This is a genomic window from Caulobacter sp. GW821-FHT09H08 (genome assembly GCF_059415885.1).
In genome coordinates this window covers 503,682-525,567 of record NZ_JBWKOC010000004.1, presented here as the reverse complement: position 1 = coordinate 525,567, position 21,886 = coordinate 503,682, and the positions used below count along the sequence as shown (strand labels likewise).

The 21,886-nt window shown below is 66.3% G+C and carries 18 protein-coding genes and 1 pseudogene; 10 read left to right on the top strand and 9 right to left on the bottom strand.

The window, feature by feature from the left end; translation table 11 throughout:
* Positions 1-64 precede the first annotated feature (64 nt).
* The 4 genes from AC07NN_RS16990 to AC07NN_RS16975 all read left to right on the top strand — a co-directional run bounded on the left by AC07NN_RS16990 (position 65) and on the right by AC07NN_RS16975 (position 5,042).
* On the top strand, positions 65-2,476 hold the full coding sequence (locus tag AC07NN_RS16990) for a TonB-dependent receptor (protein WP_494643367.1): 2,412 nt from the start codon (positions 65-67) through the stop codon (positions 2,474-2,476).
* Between the two features lie 156 nt (positions 2,477-2,632).
* Entirely contained in the window at positions 2,633-3,640 is a 1,008-nt protein-coding gene (locus AC07NN_RS16985) for an agmatine deiminase family protein (protein ID WP_494643365.1), read from the top strand.
* Positions 3,640-4,518: an N-carbamoylputrescine amidase gene (gene aguB, locus AC07NN_RS16980; RefSeq protein WP_494643363.1), complete on the top strand. Its 879-nt coding sequence runs from the start codon at positions 3,640-3,642 to the stop codon at positions 4,516-4,518. Before AC07NN_RS16985 ends, aguB begins: the two co-directional genes overlap by 1 nt.
* Entirely contained in the window at positions 4,515-5,042 is a 528-nt protein-coding gene (locus tag AC07NN_RS16975; RefSeq protein WP_494643361.1) for a GNAT family N-acetyltransferase, read from the top strand. The genes aguB and AC07NN_RS16975 overlap by 4 nt, the downstream gene beginning before the upstream one ends.
* A 115-nt stretch (positions 5,043-5,157) precedes the next feature.
* Here the strand turns inward: AC07NN_RS16975 and AC07NN_RS16970 are convergent, their stop codons facing one another.
* Entirely contained in the window at positions 5,158-5,967 is an 810-nt protein-coding gene (locus tag AC07NN_RS16970) for an acid phosphatase (RefSeq protein WP_494643359.1), read from the bottom strand.
* Positions 5,968-6,114: 147 nt separating this feature from the next.
* On the opposite strand from AC07NN_RS16970, the gene AC07NN_RS16965 reads away from it, so the two are divergent.
* A complete protein-coding gene (locus AC07NN_RS16965) occupies positions 6,115-8,154 on the top strand; it encodes a TonB-dependent receptor (protein WP_494643357.1) in 2,040 nt (679 codons plus the stop codon).
* A gap of 269 nt (positions 8,155-8,423) precedes the next feature.
* Complete coding sequence (locus AC07NN_RS16960) at positions 8,424-9,212, top strand: SapC family protein (protein WP_494643356.1); 789 nt, start codon at positions 8,424-8,426, stop codon at positions 9,210-9,212.
* 80 nt (positions 9,213-9,292) lie between these two features.
* Here the strand turns inward: AC07NN_RS16960 and AC07NN_RS16955 are convergent, their stop codons facing one another.
* On the bottom strand, positions 9,293-9,685 hold the full coding sequence (locus tag AC07NN_RS16955; protein WP_494643354.1) for a hotdog family protein: 393 nt from the start codon (positions 9,683-9,685) through the stop codon (positions 9,293-9,295).
* Positions 9,686-9,800: 115 nt separating this feature from the next.
* Between AC07NN_RS16955 and AC07NN_RS16950 the strand changes: the two genes are divergently transcribed.
* Positions 9,801-11,951, top strand: a complete 2,151-nt coding sequence (locus AC07NN_RS16950) for a protein-disulfide reductase DsbD family protein (RefSeq protein ID WP_494643352.1) — start codon at positions 9,801-9,803, stop codon at positions 11,949-11,951.
* A gap of 109 nt (positions 11,952-12,060) precedes the next feature.
* Here the strand turns inward: AC07NN_RS16950 and AC07NN_RS16945 are convergent, their stop codons facing one another.
* Positions 12,061-12,792, bottom strand: coding sequence for a DUF1353 domain-containing protein (locus AC07NN_RS16945; protein ID WP_494643346.1), 732 nt, complete (start codon positions 12,790-12,792; stop codon positions 12,061-12,063).
* Between the two features lie 171 nt (positions 12,793-12,963).
* Here AC07NN_RS16945 and AC07NN_RS16940 point away from each other — a divergent pair, with 171 nt between their 5' ends.
* Positions 12,964-13,569, top strand: a complete 606-nt coding sequence (locus AC07NN_RS16940; protein WP_494643341.1) for a thioredoxin family protein — start codon at positions 12,964-12,966, stop codon at positions 13,567-13,569.
* Positions 13,570-13,578: 9 nt separating this feature from the next.
* Here AC07NN_RS16940 and AC07NN_RS16935 read toward each other — a convergent pair whose 3' ends face one another.
* Positions 13,579-14,079 carry a hypothetical protein gene (locus AC07NN_RS16935; protein WP_494643339.1) on the bottom strand — a complete coding sequence of 167 codons (501 nt, stop codon included), beginning with the start codon at positions 14,077-14,079 and terminating at the stop codon, positions 13,579-13,581.
* A gap of 105 nt (positions 14,080-14,184) precedes the next feature.
* Between AC07NN_RS16935 and pgi the strand changes: the two genes are divergently transcribed.
* On the top strand, positions 14,185-15,804 hold the full coding sequence (gene pgi / locus AC07NN_RS16930) for a glucose-6-phosphate isomerase (RefSeq protein ID WP_494643337.1): 1,620 nt from the start codon (positions 14,185-14,187) through the stop codon (positions 15,802-15,804).
* Between the two features lie 34 nt (positions 15,805-15,838).
* Here pgi and AC07NN_RS16925 read toward each other — a convergent pair whose 3' ends face one another.
* The 4 genes and pseudogenes from AC07NN_RS16925 to AC07NN_RS16910 all read right to left on the bottom strand — a co-directional run.
* The gene (locus tag AC07NN_RS16925) at positions 15,839-16,129 is read right to left on the bottom strand and encodes a hypothetical protein (RefSeq protein ID WP_494643333.1); all 291 of its coding nucleotides are present in this window, start codon (positions 16,127-16,129) and stop codon (positions 15,839-15,841) included.
* Positions 16,130-16,224: 95 nt separating this feature from the next.
* Positions 16,225-18,279, bottom strand: a complete 2,055-nt coding sequence (locus AC07NN_RS16920) for a TonB-dependent receptor plug domain-containing protein (RefSeq protein WP_494643331.1) — start codon at positions 18,277-18,279, stop codon at positions 16,225-16,227.
* Positions 18,280-18,465: 186 nt separating this feature from the next.
* Positions 18,466-18,687, bottom strand: a complete 222-nt coding sequence (locus AC07NN_RS16915) for a hypothetical protein (RefSeq protein WP_494643329.1) — start codon at positions 18,685-18,687, stop codon at positions 18,466-18,468.
* A 574-nt stretch (positions 18,688-19,261) separates the two neighbouring features.
* A pseudogene (locus tag AC07NN_RS16910) lies at positions 19,262-19,341 on the bottom strand (hypothetical protein); the annotation flags it as partial.
* A 109-nt stretch (positions 19,342-19,450) separates the two neighbouring features.
* Between AC07NN_RS16910 and AC07NN_RS16905 the strand changes: the two are divergent.
* The gene (locus tag AC07NN_RS16905) at positions 19,451-19,831 is read left to right on the top strand and encodes a hypothetical protein (protein ID WP_494643325.1); all 381 of its coding nucleotides are present in this window, start codon (positions 19,451-19,453) and stop codon (positions 19,829-19,831) included.
* A gap of 352 nt (positions 19,832-20,183) precedes the next feature.
* Here the strand turns inward: AC07NN_RS16905 and AC07NN_RS16900 are convergent, their stop codons facing one another.
* The gene (locus tag AC07NN_RS16900) at positions 20,184-21,617 is read right to left on the bottom strand and encodes a caspase family protein (protein ID WP_494643323.1); all 1,434 of its coding nucleotides are present in this window, start codon (positions 21,615-21,617) and stop codon (positions 20,184-20,186) included.
* Positions 21,618-21,886: the final 269 nt, after the last annotated feature.

Sequence of the window (21,886 nt, the reverse complement as noted above, 5' to 3'; positions counted from 1 at the left end):
CTCAACGGCGCGGAACCATGCTGGTCTAACGGTGGGCGTGTCGAAAATGAGGGGATCCTTCAAGATGAACATGAAAAATTTCGCCCTGGCGACGACCGCGCTGGTCGGCAGCCTGCTGGCGGCCAACGGCGCGATGGCGCAATCGACGGGTACGGAAGCTGTCGAACAGGTCGTGGTCACGGCCTCGACCGTCCGTAACCAGAACGGCGCTATTGTCGCTCAGACGGCGCCGAAGTCGCGTGTCTCGATCACGCAGGAATTCATCGGTCGCCAGATCCCGGGCCAGACGGTCCTGGACTCGCTGAACCTGCTGCCGGGCGTGAACTTCACGAACAACGACTCGTACGGTTCGGCCGGCGGCGACATCAACATCCGCGGCTTCGACTCGCAGCGCGTCGCCCTGCTGCAGGACGGCATTCCGCTGAACGACAGCGGCAACTACGCCATCTACCCGAACCAGCAGCTGGACTCGGAACTGATCGGCAAGATCGACGTCAACCAGGGCACGACCGACGTCGACAGCCCGACGGCCGCGGCCGCCGGCGGCACGATGAACTACGTGACCCGCAAGCCGTACAACGACTTCGGCGTGACCGTCGAAGGTCAGGTCGGTGAAGACAACTTCAAGCGCTTCTTCGGCGTGATCGACACCGGCCAGGTCGGCCCGTGGGGCACCAGCGCCTGGTTCAGCTACGCCAACGCCAAGAACGACGTGTTCAACGGCCCGGGCAAGATCCACAAGGTCCAGTACAACGCCCGTATCTACCAGCCGGTCGGCGACAACGGCGACTTCGTCAGCCTGATCGCCAACTACAACGAGAACCGCAACAACTTCATCAACCGGATGACGCTGGCGCAGTTCCAGGCGAACACCGGCGTGGGCTATCTGGAATCGACCTGCGCGCGTCCGACCCCGGGCGCCGGCGCCCAAGTCGAGACCAACCCGGGCACCTGCTACAAGTACAACATCAACCCGTCGAACACCGGCAACCTGCGCGGTCAGTCGCTGTTCCACATCGGCGACAACATCATCATCACGGCCGACCCGTACTTCCAGTACACCCTGGCCAACGGTGGTGGTCGCGCCCTGTTCCGTGAAGACGGCACCGGCACGAACAACAGCCTGATCCGTGGCTCGGCCGCGACCGGCACGCTGGACCTGAACGGCGACGGCGACACCCTGGACACCGTCCTGGTCTACGCGCCGAACACGACGAACACCCGCCGCTACGGCATCACCTCGTCGCTGATCTGGAAGTTCTCGGACAACCAGAGCGTCCGCGCCGCCTACACCTACGACGACGCTCACCACCGTCAGACGGGCGAGTACACCCGCTTCGACCAGAACATGGTCCCGACCAGCGTGTTCGGCGGCAAGGACGGCTACGGCGAGCCGATCAAGGCTGCTGACGGCACGATCCTGCGTCGTCGCGACCGCGTCTCGGTCGCCACCCTGAACCAGTTCTCGGCCGAATATCGCGGCCGTTTCCTGGAAGACAAGGTGCTGGTGAACGTCGGCGTCCGCGCGCCGTTCTTCAAGCGTAACCTGAACAACTTCTGCTATCAGGCGGACACGTTCACGGCCTACTGCTCGCTCCAGACGCCGACCGCCGTCGCCGGCACCGATGACGGCAATGGCCAGACCCTGGTCACCCTGCCGGGCCAAGGCACGACCCAATACGGTCGTCCGCGCAAGTTCTCGCGCAAGTACGACGACGTTCTGCCGAACGTCGGCGTCAGCTACGAGCTGGCCAAGCACCAGTCGGTCTACGCCAGCTACGCCGAGACCATCTCGGTGCCGCGTACGGACGACCTGTACGACCGCAAGATGACGAGCCCGAACCCGGAAACGACCAAGGCCATCGACTTCGGCTATCGCTTCCAGTCGCCGACCATCCTGTTCGCCGCCTCGGTCTACAAGAACAACTTCTCGAACCGCATCGAGCGCGCCTTCAACGAGCAGGACAACATCGCCTTCTCGGTCAACGTCGGCGACGTCGTCTACAAGGGCTTCGACGCTCAGTTCGGCTTCAAGCCGGAAGAGTATCTGAGCTTCTACGCCTCGTTCTCGTTCATCGACACCGAGCTGAAGTCGAACATCCCGGGCACCACCCTGGGCTCGGTCCTGCCGACCAAGGGCAAGGAAGTCTATGAGACCCCGAAGTACCAGGGCGGCCTCAGCGTCGACTGGGACATCACCGACGCCCTGAGCGTCGGCGCGCGGGTCAAGATCGTCGGCGAGCGCTGGACGAACCTGACCAACACGGAAAAGGCGGCGGGCTACAGCCTGGTCAACGTGGACGCCCGCTACAAGCTGGACGCCTTCGGCCTGAAGGACACCTACTTCCAGGTCAACGTCCGCAACCTGTTCAACGAACGCTACCTGGGCGACCTCGCGGTCAACCCGAGCGGCACGGGTCTGGGCCAGCCGGGCGCTCCGCGCACGGTCGTCGCCACGATCCACGCGCGCTTCTAAGCGTCAGCGTCGGAAGACAAGAGAAGGGCGGCCCGTTCGGGCCGCCCTTTTTCTTTGTCATCTGTGTTTGCTATCTAGGCGGCGCTTGACCCAGAGGCCCGAAGGGGCCATCTGCGCCCCCTTTCGTTTTCCCCACGTTTTCCATTGGGTTTCCGAATGACCGTCACCGTTCCCGCCGAGTGGGCTCCGCACCGCGCCATGTGGGTGGGTTTCCCCAGCCACGCCGACCTCTGGCAAGAGGATCTGGAACAGGCGCAGCAGGAAGTCGCCGATCTGGCCCGCGCCCTGGCCGGCCCGGGCGGCGAGCGCGTGCGCCTGATGGTGGTCGGCGACGAAGCGGAAGCCGCCGCCCGCGCCCTGCTCTCCGACACCACGGTCGAGATCGTCCGGGGCCAGTTCGGCGACATCTGGCTGCGCGACACCGGGCCGATCTTTGTCGACGACAACGGCTCGGCCTCGGCCGCCGGCTTCCAGTTCAACGGCTGGGGCGGCAAGTACAGCCTGGAGGGCGACGACATCGTCGCCGAGCAGATCGCCGCCGCCTCGGGCGCGCCGCTGGTCCGCAACGACTTCATCCTGGAAGGCGGCGCGCTGGACCACGACGGCAGCGGCACCATCCTGACCACCCGCCAGTGCCTGCTGAACGACAACCGCAACACCGGCTGGGACGAGGCCACGGCCACGGCCGCTCTGACCCAGGCCCTGGGCGCCAAGAAGGTGCTGTGGCTGGGCAAGGGCCTGAAGAACGACCACACCGACGGCCACGTCGACAACCTGGCCCGCTTCGTGGCGCCGGGCGTCGTCGCCTGCCCGATGGGCTACGGCCTCGACGATCCGAACACGGAAGTCTACGGCGACACGGCCAAGATGCTGGCCGGCATGACCGACAGCCGCGGCAGCCCGCTGCAGGTGGTCCGCATCCCCTCGCCGGGCAGGCTGCTGGACGAGGATGGCGATGTGATCCCGGCCTCGCACATGAACTTCCTGATCGCCAACGAGGCGGTCATCGTGCCGATCTACGCCGAGGAGTCGGGCGCCTTCGCCGTCGAGGTGATCAAGGGGCTGTTCCCCGAGCGCCAGGTCATCGGCCTGCCGTCCACCGCCATTCTGACCGGCGGCGGCTCGTTCCACTGCATCAGCCAGCAAGAGCCGGAGACCGCCTGATGGCCCGTAAGCTCAGCGTCGCCGCGATCCAGACCTCGTACGGCATGGATCTGCAGGCCAACATCAAGAAGACCGAGCACTTCATCCGTGAAGCGGCGGGGAAGGGCGCGCAGGTCATCCTGCCGTCGGAGCTGTTCCAGGGGCCGTACTTCTGCGTCGCCCAGGAAGAGCGCTGGTTCGCCGAGGCCCATCCGTGGCGCGAGCACCCGGTGGTCAAGGCCATCGCGCCGTTGGCCGGCGAGCTGGGCGTGGTGATCCCGATCTCGATCTTCGAGCGCGAGGGCCCGCACTACTTCAACAGCCTGGTCATGGCCGACGCCGATGGCTCGCTGCTGGGCGTTTATCGCAAGAGCCATATCCCGGACGGTCCGGGCTATATGGAGAAGTATTACTTCAGGCCCGGCGACACCGGCTTCAAGGTTTGGGACACGCGCTTTGGCCGCCTGGGCGTCGGCATCTGCTGGGACCAGTGGTACCCCGAATGCGCCCGCGCCATGGCCCTGATGGGCGCCGAGGCGCTGTTCTACCCGACCGCCATCGGCAGCGAGCCGCACGACCCCAGCCTGGACACCGCCCTGCCGTGGCGGCGCGCCATGCAGGGCCACGCGGTCAGCAACGTCATCCCGGTGGTCGGCGCCAACCGCATCGGCTTCGAGCCGTGGGACGGCTATCCGAACGGCGGCCAGACCTTCTATGGCTCGAGCTTCATCGCCGACCATCGCGGCGATCTGGTCAGCGAGCTGGGCCGCGCCGACGAAGGCCTGGTCAATGCGACCTTCGACCTCGACTTCCTGACGACGCACCGCGCCGCCTGGGGCTTCTTCCGCGATCGCCGGCCGGAGTTCTACACGGCCCTGGCCAACGGCCGCCCGGCGTGATCCAGACCGACCGCCTGGTGCTGCGCCCGGCGGTCGACGCCGACCGGGACGCCATCGCCGAGCTGAACGCCCACCCCGAGGTCGGCGCCTGGCTGGGCGGGGCGCGCGATCGCGCCGCTAGCGACGCCTTCGTCGACCGGGTCCAGGCCCACGACGCCGAGCACGGCCACGGCTTCTGGGTCGCGGAACGCAAGGCCGATGGCCGCGTCATCGGCATGACCGGCGTCTGGTGGGTCCCGCCGGAGATGGACATGGGCGCCATCGTCGAGATCGGCTGGCGTTTCCATCCCAGCGCCTGGGGCCAGGGTTACGCCACCGAAGCCGCCAAGGCCGCGCTGGCCTACGGCTTCGAGGTGCTGAAGCAGTCGCAGATCATCGCCTTCACCGCCCAGACGAACCTGGCCTCGCAGGCGGTCATGCACCGGATCGGCATGATCCACGAGCCGGCGCGCGACTTCATGCATCCCGGGCTGCCGGAAGGCGATCCGCTGAAGCCGCATGTGATCTACGTGGCGCGGTCCTAGGCCTGAAGCTGAGGAGTTGAAAACCCCGCCCTTCGACAAGCTCAGGGTGAGGTTTTCTCCTGGTCCGGCATGAAAGTAGTCCTCACCCTGAGCTTGTCGAAGGGCGAGGGCGGGCCTAGCCGCCACACCCCGTCGGCGGCCCCTTGGCCTTCGACGCCGCCACTTCTTCCCGCGCCTTGGCGAGATCCGCCATGAACGCCGGGTCGTCGTGCAGCCGCGTGACCAGGGCCGAGCCCAGATAGCGGCCGCCCTCGATGTCGCTCTGGAAGTGGACGCCGCAGATGATCCGGCTGTCGCCGAACGCCTTGCCGCGCGCCAGGATCGGACTGGCCTTCTCCGGCACGAGCTCGGCGATCACCGAGGCCCAGGCCCAGCCGATCAGGCTGTGGCCCGACGGATAGGAGCCGTCGGTGTCGATCCAGGCCTCGCGCGGCACGCAGATCGGGGCCTTGTTGCCCACGGGCGGGCGCGGACGCTGATAGACCGCCTTGGCCGGCTGGTAGATCTTGGCCGCATCGTCGGTGATGCGCAGCAGCATGTTGGCCAGGGTCGGAGTCGCCTCGGCGCTGAGCGTGACGCCGGCCGCGCACGAGAAGTTCTTCATGCCGGTCTTGCCCGTCAGGTCGGCGTCGGCGATCGCCTGGCTCCAGGCCTCCGTGTTCACCAGCTTGCGGGTCTCGTTGAACTGGGTGCGCTCGGCCTTGCCGCGCGGCGAGTCCGGCGCGGGCGGCGGGCCCAGGATCACGGCGGCGTCGATGCCGCCGTTCTCCGCCAGGTAGCCTGGCGGCGGCTTCGCCCAGCCGGCGGAGGGCGGAGTCGTGGCGACAGGCGCCTTGCTCTTGAACAGGTCGGGGCCGCCGTCGGCCGAGCAGCCGGCGACCGCCAGGCCGCCTATGGCGGCCACGATCAGCGCGAAACGGGTCATGGGATGGGTCCCTGAGGTCATCTTCCCACAGAGAACCGGGAATCTCCTCAGTCAAGAAAAAGCGGATTGACGAAGAGATATGTTATTTCATAACACTTCCTCGCGGCCGCTCCCCCGGCCAAGTTTCTCGTGGTTTCAGGACCCTCCATGCTTCGTCGCGTCGCCTTCTCCGCCGCGAGCCTGCTCGTGCTCGCCGCCGCTGCTTCCGCCCATGCCGAAGACCCCGCCAAGGCCGCGCCGGACGCGGGGCCGGACACGGAAGTCTCCAAGGTCGTGATCACCGCCGCGCCGTACGCGGTGTCGCTGGACACGGTGACCAGCAGCGTCAACGTCGTGACCCGCGACCAGTTGGATCTGGCCCCGCCGGCGGGCCTGGGCGACATGCTGAATGGCCAGCCGGGCCTGCGCTCGACCTTCTACGGTCCCGGCGCCAGCCGCCCGGTGATCCGCGGCCTGTCGGGGCCGCGCGTCATGCTGCTGGAGAACGGCGTCGGCCAGGTCGACGCCTCGTCGCTGTCGCCCGACCATGCCGTCGCCACCGACCCGGGCGAGGCCTCGCGCGTCGAGGTGCTGCGCGGCCCCTCGACCCTGGCCTATGGCGGCTCGGGTATCGGCGGGGTGGTCAACATCATCGATGACCGGGTGCCCGACAGGGCGCCTGACAACGGCTTCGAGGGCCGCCTGGCCGGCTCGCTGTCGTCGGTCGACAAGGGCAAGGCGATCAACGGCTCGGCCCAGTTCGGCAAGGGCCCGCTGGTGTTCGCTATCGACGCCGACCATCGCGAGAGCAGCGACTACGACGTGCCGACCGCGCCGGTCTCGGCGCGCCTGGCCAAGCGCGACGGCCTGACGCCGGACCCGGACAAGACCGTCCGCAACACCGACGTCGAGATGGACGCCTATGGCGCCGGCGTCAGCTACGTGCACGACAACGGCTTCTTCGGCGTGGCGGTGAAGAAGACCGACACGACCTATGGCGTGCCCTATCGCCAGATCCTGGCTCCGATCGATCCGGATGCGGAAGGCCCGGTCTCGATCCACCTGCAGCAGACCCGCTACGACCTGCGCGGCGAGCAGGACGGCGACTTCGGTCCGTTCGACAAGATCCGCCTGTCGACCGGCCACGCCAAGTACGAGCACGCCGAGGTCTCGGTCGAGGATGGCGAGGTTGGCACTCGCTTCCTGTCGAACGGCACCGAAGGCCGCCTGGAGCTGGTCCAGAAGGAGCGTGACGGCTGGCAGGGCGCGGTGGGCTTCCAGGCCCTGAAGCGCCATTTCTCGGCCATCGGCGACGAGGCGTTCGTGCCCTCGACCGACATCAAGGAGTTCGGCGTCTTCACCCTGCAGCGCCTGGACAAGGGTGACTGGGGCATCGATGCGGGCCTGCGCTTTGATAGCCGCCAGCTGAAGACCGATTTCGCCAAGAAGACCTTCGACAACGTCTCGGCCTCGCTGGGCCTGTTCTACAAGCCGGCCGAGCACCAGTTCGTGGCGCTGAGCCTGTCGCGCAACGGCCGCGCCCCGACCGAGTTCGAGCTGTTCGCCGACGGCCCGCACCCGGGCACCGGCGGCTACGAGGTCGGCGATGCTGACCTGAAGTCCGAGAAGGTCACCTCGCTGGAGGCCACCTATCGCTTCACCGGTGAGCGCCTGCGCGTCGAGGGTCACCTGTGGGGCGCGCACTATGACGGCTTCATCGAGGAGGCCCAGACGGGCGCGATCGAGGACGACCTGCCGGTGTTCCAGTACTTCCAGACCGGCGCCAAGTTCCACGGCGCCGAGCTCGAGACCAGCTACGTCGTCTGGCGCGAGGGCAAGCGGTCGCTGAAGCTGGAAGGTGTCTATGACTGGGTGCGCGGCGAGACCGACCTGGGCGTCCCCGCTCGCGTGCCGCCGTGGGCCCTGACCGGCCGCGTCGTCTGGAGCTCATCACGCCTGGAGGTGAAGGGCGAGGTCCGCCGGGTGGCCGACCAGGACCGCGTGGCGGCGTTCGAGTTGCCGACCGACGGCTACACTCAGGTCAACGCCATCGCGACCTTCAAGCCGCTGGAGGACTCGCCGCTGCGCCTGTTCATCGACGGCCGCAACCTGACCAACGCGACGATCCGCGAGCACGCCTCGTTCCTGAAGGACTTCGCGCCTTCGCCGGGCCGTTCGGTCCGCGCCGGCTTCTCCTGGCGCTTCTAGCCGGGTGATCGGGCGGGTCCCCTAGTCAGCCCCCAGCGGACCCGCCACGCGCCGGGGCCTGGAATCCTCCCTCCAGGCCCCGGACTGCGTTCGCCTAGGAGGTGGATATCAAGGTTTCCGCCTCCCCCTGGAGGGGAATTCCGGCCTCGAGTCTCGCTATGACAGCGGCCTAGATTGCCGGTTCCTCCGGGATCGGCTAGAACGCCGGGCCTTTGCGGTCGTCTTGAAGCGTTCGAGCGTCCGTTTCTAATTTTGTCGTAGAGCTCTTCATGACCACGCCCCAGTCCGCCGGCGAAATCTCCGGCAACGTCCTGTTCTACCATTCGCCGGAACCGCTGAACCGCGAGCAGCACGCCAAGCTGGCCCTGGTTCACAAGGATAAGCCCTACAGCTTCGCCGCCGCCGGCACCGCCGTGCCGCTGACGGTCTCGGAATTCGCTCCGGCCGCCCTGACCTACCCGGTGATCTTCGCCGGCGAAGAGCGCGTGCCGCTGGCCGTCATGGGCCTGAACCAGCAGGAAAACCTGTTCGTCGGCGTCGACGGTTCGATCGAAGTGAACGTCTACATCCCGGCTTACATCCGCCGCTATCCGTTCGTGCTGGCCAACGATGAGACGCAAGACCGTCTGATCGTCTGCATCGACACGGGTTCGGACCTGCTGACCGAGAAGGGCGAGACCCCGCTGTTCGACGCCCAGGGCGAGCCGACCGAATACACCAAGAACTGCATCAAGTTCTGCGACGACTTCGAAGTCGAGCGCCGCCGCACGGACTCGTTCGTCCAGATCCTGAAGGACAACGACCTGTTCGAGCTGAAGAAGGCCACCTTCCAGCCGCAGGACGAAGCCGGCGCTCCGGCCGGCGAGCCGGTCACCGTCGCCGAGTACTACGGCGTCTCGGAAGAGAAGCTGAACGCCTTGTCGGCCGAGAAGCTGAAGGAACTGCAAGAGAACGGCGCCCTGGCCCAGATCTATGCGCACCTGGTGTCGCTGCTCGGTTGGGATCGCCTGATCAACAAGACCATGATGAAGCAGGCCGAAGCCGCGAACCTGAACTAGGGTTCGGCGTCAGCTGAAGACGAAGAGGCGGCGGGGCCCAGGCTCCGCCGCCTTTTTCTTTGGGTCGGCGGTCCCGGCGTTCAGCGCGCGAAGATGCTGCGCGTCAGGCACGAGAAGACCAGGCGCCCGGCCTCGTCGAGCAGGTCGTGCTGCGCGATGACGATACCCTTGCCCTCGCCGACCGGATCCTTGCCCATCACGGTCATGCGGCCCCGCAGAAGTTCGCCGACGGGCGGGTTGCGCATCCAGCGCAGGGCGTCGACGCCCACGCGCTTGGTCTGCGGCCAGGCGGCGCTGGATTCGCCGTCCAGCCGGCTCCAGATCGCGAAGACCATGCCGTCCGGCGCGCCGTTCTCGAGCGGCCAGCCCGGCGAGAAGGCGGCGATGAAGGCCTCGAGCGCCTTCCCGTCCACGGCGCGGGAGCCGAGGTTCACGACCTGGCCGATCTCGATGTCGTCGAAGGCGGCGGGCATGGGTGGCTGCTCCGGTTGATTCCCTAATCGACTGTCTGTTCCCTCTTGAGCATTGTCGAGAGGAAGCAGGCGGGCCATGTGTTCCTCCGCCGTCGTTTTCCGTCCGGACCCGCGCATGTTCCTCAAGAGAGCCGTCCTCGCCCTGCAAGCCCTGCTGATGGCGGTGCTGCTGGCCTCTCCGGCCGCCGCCGGGCCGGTGGTCAATTCCGGGCACATCGAGTCCGAGCTGGTCGCCCAGGAGACGGGCATCGCGCCGGGCGGCACGGTCTATGTGGCCCTCCGCCAGAAGATCATCCCCGGCTGGCACACCTATTGGCGCAATCCCGGCGACGCGGGCGAGGCGACCAAGATCACCTGGACCCTGCCGGCCGGCTGGAGCGCCGGCGACATGGTCTGGCCGACGCCGCAGAAGGCCAAGCTGGGTCCGCTGCTCGACTACGCCTATGAGGGCGAGGTGCTGATCCCCGTGCCGGTGACGGCGGCGGCGAACGCCCAGGTCGGAACCACGGTCAGCCTGACCGCCGATGTCTTCTATCTGGTCTGCGAGCAGGTCTGCGTGCCCGAGGAGGCCAAGCTGACCCTGCTGCTGCCGGTCGTGGCAGGCGCGCCGTCGGCCGATCCGAAGTGGGGCGCGGTCGTCGGCAAGGTCCTGGCCGATGCGCCCAAGCCTGCCGGTCTGAAGGCGGTGTTCAAGCTGGACGGCCAGGCGCTGAAGCTGGCCGTCACCGGCGGTCCGCTCAAGGGCGCCGACATGGCCGGAGCCTATTTCTATCCCTACTCGCCCAAGGTCATCGAGCACGCCGCCGACCAGGTGATCGAGCGTGGCCCCGAGGGCCTGACCCTGACCTTGAAGCCCGGCTACGACTTCGTCGGCGGTGGGACCGCTCCGACCGAACTGGCCGGGGTGATCTCGACCAAGGCCGGCGCCTGGGAAGTCACCGCCACGGCGGGCGAGCCGCCCGCGACCGCCTCGGGCCTGGGCGCGCCGCCGGCCGAGACCGCGCCGGCAGCTGGCGCGTCAGGCGGCCTGCTCGGCGCCCTGCTGTTCGCCTTCGTCGGCGGGCTGATCCTGAACCTGATGCCGTGCGTCTTCCCGGTGCTGTCGATGAAGGCCGCCAGCCTGGCTGGCCATGCCCACGACGCCGGCAAGACCCGCCTGCAGGGCTTGGTGTTCCTGCTGGGCGTCGTGGCGACCTTCCTGGCCCTGGCCGGCCTGCTGCTGGCCGTGCGGGCCGGCGGCGCGGCGGTGGGCTGGGGCTTCCAGCTGCAGTCGCCGCTGGTCATCGCGGGCCTGGCTCTGCTGATGCTGCTGGTGGCCCTGAACATGTCGGGGGTCTTCGAGATCGGGACCTCGGTGCAGAACGTCGGCTCGGGCGCCTCGGCACAGGGCGGCGCGACCGGCGCCTTCTTCACTGGCGCCTTGGCCGTGGTCGTGGCTGCGCCCTGCACCGCGCCGTTCATGGCCGGAGCCCTCGGCTACGCCCTGACCCAGCCGGCGATCGTGTCCCTGCTGGTGTTCCTGGCCCTGGCCCTGGGCTTCGCCGCGCCGTTCGTGGCGGTGGCCTTCATCCCGGGTCTCCTGAAGCTGTTGCCGCGCCCCGGCGCCTGGATGGACGTCCTGAAGAAGGGCCTGGCCTTCCCGATGTACGGCGCGGCCCTGTGGTTGGTCTGGGTGTTCGCCCAGCAGTCCGGGCCGCTGTCCCTGGCCCACCTGCTGGCCGCCGGCGTCCTGGCCGCGTTCGGGGCCTGGCTCTACGGCCTGGCGCAAAACCGCCGCGCTTCGGGCAAGCCGGCCCTGGTCTCGATGCTGGTCGCGCTGCTGGCCCTTGGTCTCGCCCTCACCGTCGCGACCTTCGGCGCTCTGCACGCGAAGCCGCCGACCGCCGCGGCGTCGACGGAAGCGCCCACCGGCCCCGGTCTGGCCGCCGAGGTCTGGTCGCCCGAGAAGGTGAAGGCGCTGCAGGCGGAAGGCCGCCCGGTGCTGGTCGACTTCACCGCCGCCTGGTGCGTGACCTGCCAGGTCAACGAGAAAGTCGCCCTGTCGGGTACAAAGGTCGCTGACGCCTTCAAGGCCCAGAACGCCGTCTATCTGAAGGCCGACTGGACCAACCGCGACCCGGCCATCGCCAAGGCCCTGGCCGAGTTCAACCGTGTCGGCGTGCCGCTGTACGTGGTCTATCCGAAGAACGGCGCAGCGCCGGTGATCTTGCCCCAGCTGCTGACCGAGGGCCTGGTGATCGAGGCGATCGAGAAGGCGGGGGTGTAGGTCTCGATAACCTCGCCCTTGGACGGGCTCAGGGTGAGGTTATCTACCGAGTCGCCGCGAAAGTAGTCCTCACCCTGAGCTTGTCGAAGGGCGAGGACGGCTACTCAGGCTACCGCTTCTTGTCGCTACCGAACGGCAGCTTGGCCTTCACCTGGTCCAGCGGCGTCTTGGTCACGACGACCGGCGGCGGCACGTTCACCGGCGCGGTCTTGACCGGATAGGCGCGCCAGCCGGTCTGGATCAGGGCGTTGAAGCCTGTGCATTTCGGCAGATAGCGGACCATGCCGGCGCGCGGCTTGGCGAACGGGGCGGGCTGGGCCAGGTCCTGGCGCTTGGGGTCGACGAAGCGCCAATCGGTCGGCAGGCCATAGCCCTTCTCGCCGCCGATCCGCACGGCCTGGTAGGCGATGTTGGCCTGGAACGGCGTGACCCCGTATTTCATCATCGCCCGCAGGAAGATCTGGTCGGCCTCCTCGCGCTTGCCCGGCTCGCCGATGGTGTAGAGCCAGTCGTGGACGATGGCCGCGCGTGCCGTCGGGCCTTGCGGATCGACGAAGCCCTGGCCGTACCAGGGCACGCTGGCGAAGTCGGTGACGTACCAGCGCGGCACCACGATCACCTTGCCGGTCTCGACGTCGCAATAGGGGAACTCGGCGTCCAGGGTGAACAGCTTGCGGCCGTCCTTGGTCTGGTTGAACAGCATGATCGGCTGCGGCGTCAGCGAGCTGGGCGGCACGGGCGCGACGACGGGCACGAAGACGGTGGTGTTCGTCTCGGTGGCGCAGGCGGCGAGGATCAGGCCGAGACCGGCGAGGGCGGCGAGGTTCTTGAAGCGGGACATCGAGTTCGAAGAGCAGGGAGGATCGGCCGCTCTTCTGAGCGTGGAGGCCTATTGGATCAAGCAAGAATGGCGAAGTTTCGGCCTTCCGTGACGATTGGTCCTGCGACCGTTTCGCAAATCCGCGATCCGTGAGAAGGTCGCCGCCGGGGAGTTCGAAGCTGGAGAACCGACATGTCGATCACACGCCGTCTCGTCGCCGCCGCCCTGCCGCTGACCGCCCTGGTCCCGGCCGTCGCGCACGCCGGGCCCGCCCCCGACTTCACCGCCGTCGACGCCGACGGCAAGGCCCGCTCGCTGTCCGAGTTCAAGGGCAAGACCGTGGTGCTGGAGTGGGTCAACGAGGGCTGCCCCTATGTCCGCAAGCACTATTCCGGGAACATGCAAGGCCTGCAGCAGGCCGCCCGCGCGGATGGCGTGGTGTGGCTGACCATCGCCTCGTCCGCGCCAGGCAAGCAGGGCTATTTCGCCGATGGCGGGGCCGCCAGGACCTGGATGGACGCCAAGGGCGCCAAGCCGACGGCCCTGCTGCTCGACTCAGACAACAAGGTGGCCACGCTCTACAAGGCCAAGACCACGCCGCACATGTTCGTCATCGATAAGGCTGGCGCGGTCGTCTACGAGGGCGCGATCGACGACACGCCGACCAGCAAGGTCGAGGACCTGAAGACCGCCAAGAACCTGGTCGCCGCCGCCCTGGCTGACGTCAAGGCAGGCCGCAAGGTCGCGACGCCGTTCGCCACACCCTACGGCTGCTCGGTGAAGTACAAGGATGCGTAGAGGGGACGCCTAGGCCGCCGGTTGGGGCGGCGCGGTGATCACTTCGACATTGTCGTTCAGCAGATAGACCATGTCGCGCAGGGCCAGGTCCTGGGCCTTGAGGGTGGTGGCCGCGCCGACGGCCGTCAGCTTCTCGGGCAGGTCCTGGCTGATGCCGCGCAGGATGCACTTGAGGTCGTCGACCGCGCCGCGCTCCTTCAGGGTCACATGGCCCTTCATGTCCAGCGCCGAGAGGTCGCCGATCTTGGTGGAGAAGACGTCGAAGCCCTTCAGCGTCAGGGCCGCGCCGGCCGGGTCGGCCTTGGCCAGTTGGGCGCGGTAGGCCTCGGTCTGGGCCTTCAACTGCTTGGCGCGCTTGACGATGTCGATGAACAGCGGCTCGTTCGCGACGGATGCCGGGACGGCAGGCGCCTGCATCATCTGCGGCGTCGGCTTGGCGTCCGTGGCCTGGCCAGGATTGAACGAAGCCATCCAGAGCATGGCGGAAAAGGCGACGACGTCACACGACATGGGATACTCCCGCAAAAAACGTCATTGGTCTGCCATGACGTGGCGGCGCCTCTTTGATAAGCCCCGTTCTGTAAACGCCGATTTACCAAGATCTAGAGGAAGCTGATGGCCAATCTCGACGCCGCCTGGACCCGCCTGGAAGACGCCGCCAAGGCCGCCGGGGAGAAGCGCATCGTCGAGTTCTTCGACTCCGAGCCGGATCGCCTGGAGGCGCTGACCCTGGATGTCGCCGGCCTGCACCTGGATCTGTCGAAGCAGGCCTGGGATGAGGCCGGTCTCGAAGCCGCCCTCGACCTGGCCCACGCGGCCGACGTCGAAGGCGCCCGGGCCCGGATGTTCGGCGGCGAGGCGATCAATTCGTCCGAGGGCCGCGCGGTGCTGCACACGGCGCTTCGCGCCTCGGCCGACGCCGACTTCAAGGCCCAGGGCCAGCCGGTCATGGCCGAGGTCGAGAGCGTCCGCCAGCGGATGAAGGCCTTCGCCGAGGCTGTCCGCTCCGGCGAGATCAAGGGCGCGACCGGCAAGCCGTTCAAGGCGATCCTGCACATCGGCATCGGCGGCAGCGACCTTGGCCCCCGCTTGCTGTGGGACGCCCTGCGGCCGGTGAAGCCGAGCATCGACCTGCGCTTCATCGCCAATGTCGACGGCGCCGAGTTCGTGCTGACCACGGCGGATCTGGATCCGGAAGAGACCCTGGTCATCGTGGTCTCGAAGACCTTCACGACCCAGGAGACCCTGGCCAATGCCGGCGCCGCGCGGGCCTGGCTGGTCGAGGCTCTGGGCGAGACCGGCGCCAACCAGCACCTGGCCGCCATCTCGACCGCGCTGGACAAGACCGCCGCCTTCGGGGTGCCGGACGAGCGGGTGTTCGGCTTCTGGGACTGGGTCGGCGGTCGCTATTCGCTGTGGTCCTCCGTGAGCCTGTCGGTCGCTGTGGCGGCGGGCTGGGACGCCTTCCAAGGCTTCCTGGACGGCGGGGCGGCCATGGACGAGCATTTCCGCACGGCCTCGCTGGAGAAGAACGCCCCGGTGCTGGTCGCCCTGGCCCAGATCTTCAACCGCAACGGCCTGGACCGCCGCGCCCGCTCGGTCGTGCCCTATTCGCATCGCCTGCGCCGCTTGGCCTCGTTCCTCCAGCAGCTGGAGATGGAGAGCAACGGCAAGTCGGTCGGCCCGAACGGCCAGCCGGCCCAGCGGGGCACCGCCACCGTGGTGTTCGGCGACGAGGGCACCAATGTCCAGCACGCCTACTTCCAGTGCATGCACCAGGGCACGGACATCACGCCCATGGAGCTGATCGGCGTCGCCAAGTCGGACGAGGGGCCGGCCGGCATGCACGAGAAGCTGCTGTCCAACCTGCTGGCCCAGGCCGAGGCCTTCATGGTCGGCCGCTCGACCGAAGATGTGGTCGCCGAACTGAAGGGCAAGGGCGTCTCGGACGCCGAGATCGCGACCCTGGCCCCGCAGCGCACCTTCGCCGGCAACCGGCCCTCGACCCTGGTGGTGCTGGAGCGCCTGACGCCCCAGACCTTCGGCGCCCTGATCGCGCTCTATGAGCACAAGACCTTCGTCGAGGGCGTGATCTGGGGGATCAACAGCTTCGACCAGTGGGGCGTCGAGCTGGGCAAGGTGATGGCGAACCGCATCCTGCCCGAGCTGGAGAGCGGCGCGACGGGCCAGCATGACCCGTCGACCACGGCGCTGATTCAGCGCCTGAAGAAGTAGGTGAAGGCGGGCGGCCAGGCCGCCCGCCCGAGGCCTAGCCGCAGCGGACCCAGCCGAAGCCGTCGTAGTAGCACCAGGTGCCGATATTTCCGGTGCCAGGCGGCGGCGTGCATTCGGCCAGGTACTGCTTGGCGTCGGCGACGCACTCCAGCCAACCCTGACCACCAGGGTGCATGGTTTCGCCATTGGGGCCTTGGAAGCCTTGGCACCATTGCCAGGCGGCATAGGTGCATTCATCGACGCCGGCCTTGGCGGTCGGCGTGTGCGCCGTGGTCGCCACCATCAGAGCCACGGCCATCACGGCCGCATGAAGATATTTACGCATGGTTTGAGCCTCCCATTGCCCGTCGACATTGGGAGGCCCACACAAGATTGCAATCAGAAAAATGCTCGTTCTAGTTTAATGCCGCTCATAAGCCCCTAGAACGTCTTGCGCACCCGGACCGAGACGAAGGTCCGGGGGTTGATCTCGCGGTCCTCGACGAAGGCGATGGCGCGGGCCGTGCGGTCGGCGAAGACCGTGCGGCGGATGGTGAAGTCGTCCCAGATGTTCAGCTGGGTGCGGATCGCCAGGGTCGCGGTCGGCTTGTACTCGACGAAGGCCTCGTAGTAGCGCGAGCCGCGCCAGACATTGGTCTGGTCGACGTCGTAGGTGCCCTGGCCCAGCAGCGGCAGCACGTTGATGCCCCACTGGGTCTTGTACTTCACGAGGTCCTGCTGGAAGCCGATATTGGCCTGGGTCGGACGCACGCCCGAGATCGGACGGTCCTTGCCCGAGGTCGGGTCCTTCACGTGGGTCTCGTTCCAGTCGTTGCGGAACGTGAAGCGGCCGCCCTTGATGCCCAGCTTGTCGGTCGGGATCACGATGTTGACCGACAGCTTGTCCAGCGTGGCGTCGCCGATATTGCCCGTGGCCGACAGGTTGTTGGGCAGCGGCAGGCGGTCGATCACGCCGATGATCTCGTCGTGGCGATAGGTGACGGCGACGATGCCCTCGCCCCAGAAGCGGCGCTCGTAGCCGACCTCGGTGATCCAGCGCTGTTCCGGCTTCAGGTCGACATTGCCGCCATAGACGGTTTCGTCTTCGAGATCCGAGGAAGCCGCGAAGTCGCCGAAGTCCAGCTGGCCCAGCTCGCGCTCGAAGCGGAGGCGGAACTGGTTGTTGGCCACCGGCGTCCAGGTCGCCAGGAAGCGCGGCTTGACGTAGAAGAAGCTCTTCTCGTTGTCGGCGTCGCCCGACTGCTTGATCGTCGACTTCTCGGCGCGCAGGCCGCCTTCCAGGGTCAGCTTGGGGTTCACGCGCCAGGTGGCCTTGGTGAAGGCCTCGCCGCGGATTTCCTCGACCTTGACCGACGCCGAGGGCAGGGGCACCGCCGTCCCGCCGACGCTATAGGCCTGCCGCACGTCCAGCATGTTGTAGGCCACTTCGCCGCCGGCCTCGATGGTCAGGGCCTTGGAGAAGTCGTGGCGGACCAGGGCGCGGGCGATCGACTCGCTGTCGTCGCCGTCGGCCATGAACCGCTGCTCGGGGTTCTTGACGCCGTTCAGGGTCTCGTTGCTGGTCGAGACGTTGTCGAAGTTCGAGAAGCTGTGGATGGCCCGGGCTTCCAGGTTCCACTTCGGGGCCAGCGGGCGGGTGTAGGTCAGGCCGACCTCGCCCGAGTGGCTCTCCTCGGCATAGTCGCTGCGACGCAGGGCCGAGGCCGAGGTCAGGGTCTGCCACTGCTGCCAGTCGTTGACGCCGAAGCGGGCGGTGCCCTCGATCTTGCCGCCGGCGAAGGGGCCCGAATAGTTGCCCCGGATCGAATTGCCGCCGCCCCAGCTGTCGTTGAGGAACTTCTCGTCGCGGATCAGCTTGCCGGTCCCGTCGTGGCGCACGTTCGTGCCCGGGCCGTTGCTGTCGCTGGACGAGGTGCCGTCGCTGAGGAACACGCCCCAGGTCCGGTCGCCGTTGGTGGCGGTGAACTGGTAGCTGCCGCCGTAGATGTCGTGGCCGCCGTCAAAGAACTGGGCGTTCCAGGTCGCGATCGACTGGCGGCTGGCGCCCTTCTTCAGGATCACGTTCACGACGACCGAATAGCCCTGCATGTCGACGCCCGGGGCGCCGCCGCGGATCAGCTCGATGCGCTCGACCCGGCTGGCCGGGGTGCGCGACAGGACGCTGGAGCCGGTGTCGTTCTTCGAGGCCGGGCGGTCGCCGTTGATCAGCACATTGCCGACCGCGCCCTCGAAGCCGCGCGTCCCCGCGCCGTCGTTGATCGAGAAGCCCGGCACCCGGTTGACCATGTCCTGCGCCGTGTTCGGGCGCTGGGCGGCGAAGAAGTCCGGCTGGAACACCAGCACGCCACGCTGGGCGGCCTCGTCCTGCGGCGCGGCGGCGCCGGTCGTGGCCGGAACCTGAGCCGCTTCGCCGGCGTGAGCCGCACTGGCGATAGCGAATACGGCCGCGGTGGCCAGTAGAATGGTCTTGGTCATCTTAGTTCCCCTCAGCGAGGAGAGGTCTGGACGCCACGACCGTTCATCTCAAGTTACAAGCCTGACATGTGGGTTACTTCGGGGTCACATTACACGCCGTTCATGTTTCTATACCGGCAGCGCTGTGGATAAGTCTTCTCCGAGACGGGTTAGACTTAAGAATTGGTGAATTGAAGCGTCGGTTTCTCAGTCGTCTTGTGTCGCGTTCACCCCCAGGCCCAGGAAGGGCGGCAGGGCGTCAAGCTGGGCCTTCACGACCAGATAGTCGTCATAGGCCGTGCGCCGCAGGATCTCGGTGCGCGCGGCCACCGTGGCCCGCAGGATGTTCAGCAGGTCGCTCTCAGGGGTGATGGGGCTCTCGCCGGGCGGACGGGTCGGCGTCTTGCCGGAGGCGCGGGACTTGGACATTCGAAGTCTCCTTGGATCGAGGCATTTGGGGCTGAGGCATGAGGCGACGGTCTTCCGCCGGGAAAGCCGGCGGGCTGGGGAGGCGGCGGAGCGTCCGGGCAGGGCCCGGAAGGGATAGGTAGAGGAACCGTTTCGGCCGAGGCCGGAGCGCTCCGCGCGATCGTCGATGCGCAAGCCTTCGGGGCGCGGGGTCTTAACCCGCTCCCGACGAGAGGCCTGCGGCGGGCGGAGGGCAAGCGAACCCTCCGGACCGCGCGGGCGATTTCAGCCCGCGCCTGGCGCGTTCGCCGAACCCTCGGCGCCGGCGCTTCGTCCCGATGTTTCAGGGAGCCCGCATCCGGATCGTCGCGAAGGCGTCCCCGAAGGGACCCCGACGAGCGCTACCCGCTCGACCGCCCCCACCGCCCGTCAGGTCGCCAGCTGGACGGCCTCCCCGGCGATGGGGCGAGGACAAGTATGCAGCGGGGCTGGACGCGGAGGATTGGCGAGCGCGTAAAAGTGGGAAGCGGTTGATTTCGTTGGGTTCGAGATCGCGAACGCCGGGGATAGAGGGCGCTCTATCCCCATACTCGCCCCCTCCGCGCCTGCGGCGCTCCTCCCCCGGAGGGGGAAGAAGGAGGCCGCGCGAACCTTCCGCCCCCTCCGGGGGCGGACGACCACGCGTCGCGTGGTCAGGTGGGGGCCTGCGGCGGTGGCCCGTTGAACCCCGGCCGCCGCTGCCGCTAACCTCGCCTCCAACGACAAACGGGGAGGGCTCTCCGCCATGCGACTGGCGCGCTGGATATTCCGCATCGCCGCGATCTACGGGATCGTGGTCCTGCTGCCGATGTACTTCCTGGAAGCCAAGGTCGCCGCCCCGGCCGCCGTCCTGCCGCACGCCGAGAACTACTACGGCTTCATCGGCACGGCCCTGGCGGCGCAGGTGCTGTTCCTGATCATCGCCAGCGACCCGGTGCGGTTCCGCCCGGCGATGTGGGCGGGCGTGCTGGAGAAGCTGGCGTTCGGCGTCCCGGTCTGGGTGCTGTGGTTCCAGGGACGGGTGGCGGCGCCGGTGGTGGTGTTCGGGACGGTGGACCTGGTGCTGGGGGCTTTGTTCGTCGTGGCGTGGGTGAGGACAGCTCCAGCCGCCTCACCGACCGGGTAAAGGCTCGCTTTCCTCCCCCTTTGGGGGAGGGGGACCGGCGAACGCCGGTAGAGGGGGTCTCCGTCGCCACCACCCCCGCCAACACCGCCGTCATCCCGCGCTTCATGCGCGGGACCCATGGTTCAGCTGACCCGTGAGGGCTCCGCTCCGCGCCGCACTTACGGCGGACAAATGGGTGCCCGCGAACAAGTCGCGGGGTGGCGGGTGTTTTTGTGGTTGGAGCTAACCGGTAAACCCCAGCGCTGACCGACCGCACCAGGTCGGGCCAAGCCTTACACCTCTTGGAGGCTGCGGCGTATTGAGCAACCCCGGCCCGCCACAGCGATCGTCTCGCCGTGAGATGCAAGGGAAGCTATGATCTGCCGATCACCTGCGATACGTGAGCAGTCACTGCATCTTCTAAGCGCTCGACTATACTGTCGACGAGCGAGTTGATGCTACTCTTCCAATCTTGTCGGTACCAGCGCTTGACGACATCGGAACCAAGTTCCTCGAATGCATCGAAGTCAGTTCTTTTGTGAATGGTAAGCATTTCAAATATATAGCACCTATCTAGGCTCGGGGCGCAGCTAACTACCAGAATTAATTTTTGAAGTGCTTTGAATTTTGGGTCAAAGCTCACGCGAAGCTGTGCGCGGTCGAGTTTACAGTTGAGGTGGAGGTGCCACGTCTCGTCGAATTCGTCATCGTCGTCGTAAAATGAAGACAGAGTCGAGAATCTAAACTCCCAGGGATTTTTCTTCTTTTTCTTCTTAGTTCTGATTATCTCCGCCGAGACGAAGTCGTCGGGGCGATCTTCTTTATGAAGAGATCGTATAATGAAGCCGCGTGTTGTCCGCTCCGGGAATGCAGAATGTTCGGCGAAATCGACATCGAACATAGATAAGAATTTATGATTTTCGAGACGCAATCTGAGATTATCAAAAAGCCTATTAGTGAGATTGGCCATGTCCTCTGGACTCGCGAGGCGGTTCTCAGCGGAATGTAGTGCTTCCAATATTGATGGGGCAGCTTCCTGAGTGGGTGCTGCTTCCTCCGCCTCTTCTATCTTTTGGTCCGGGGGCTCGCCGTTCCATTTCTGCGGAAAGGCGTTTCTGAAAATGTCCAGCCTTCGTGCGTCTTCAGCAAAAACTTCGCGCCCGGAGCTCTGCGAAACGAAGTGTGGTGTCTGATTATCGTTGCCGATGTAGGCGTCTCTAAGTGCTGAAATTAAGTCCGTATAAAATATCTGGCCGTCTTGCTTTCTGATTGCTGCCTTACAGAAGTTTTTTGTAAATTCGCTCAAAGGATCTCCAGTGAGGGAAACTTGATTGTCCAAGCATGATGATATTTGAATTACATTTTTGAATGTAGACTTGTCGATGGCGGGCAATACGTTATCTCTCTTAAAGAGCAACGTCCCTGAGTGGCAAGCATCGGTAACTTTTACTAACAAGTCAGGCTTTGATGGGCGTAGCAAGTCGTGTAGCTCAGAGCTCGACAAGCCGGTCTCGTTTGGCCGCTTAGAGTCAAAATTTGTCGCGCAATAATATAGTTCGGCCTCGTATTGATGTCCGTGACCGCTGAAGAATAGAAATATATCGCCTATAGGAGTGTTGTTATCGATGGCGTGACGGATATCGGCCTTCAGTATATTTGCAGGCTGGTTTATTATTGTCTTTATGACGTCATATCGGCCGGTCGCCTCGATTAGCTCGCGGACCGCCTCAACATCGTTTTCGCAGCAAGGCAAGGCAGCCTGAGTCTCGTAGCTGCTATTTCCGATCAAGATTGCTAGATTTGTCATGCCCTCTAAGTTGTGAGGGGGCACACGGAAACACAATCCCTGATTTAAGGGGCCTGGCTTCTAGTGCAGAGGGCCCGTGGGTGTGCTGATCTTCGTTAGCCCTTTTTGCTCCCTTCCCCCGACGCCTGCCTTCCTCTATACCCCCGCCCGATGACCCGCGCGCCGCACCATCACGGCCACCACCACCATCCGACCTCGCCTCGCGGGATCGGCCGGGTCCGTTCGCTCTAAAGCCAGCGACCCAGCCAGAGCCCCGCCTAGCGGATGGG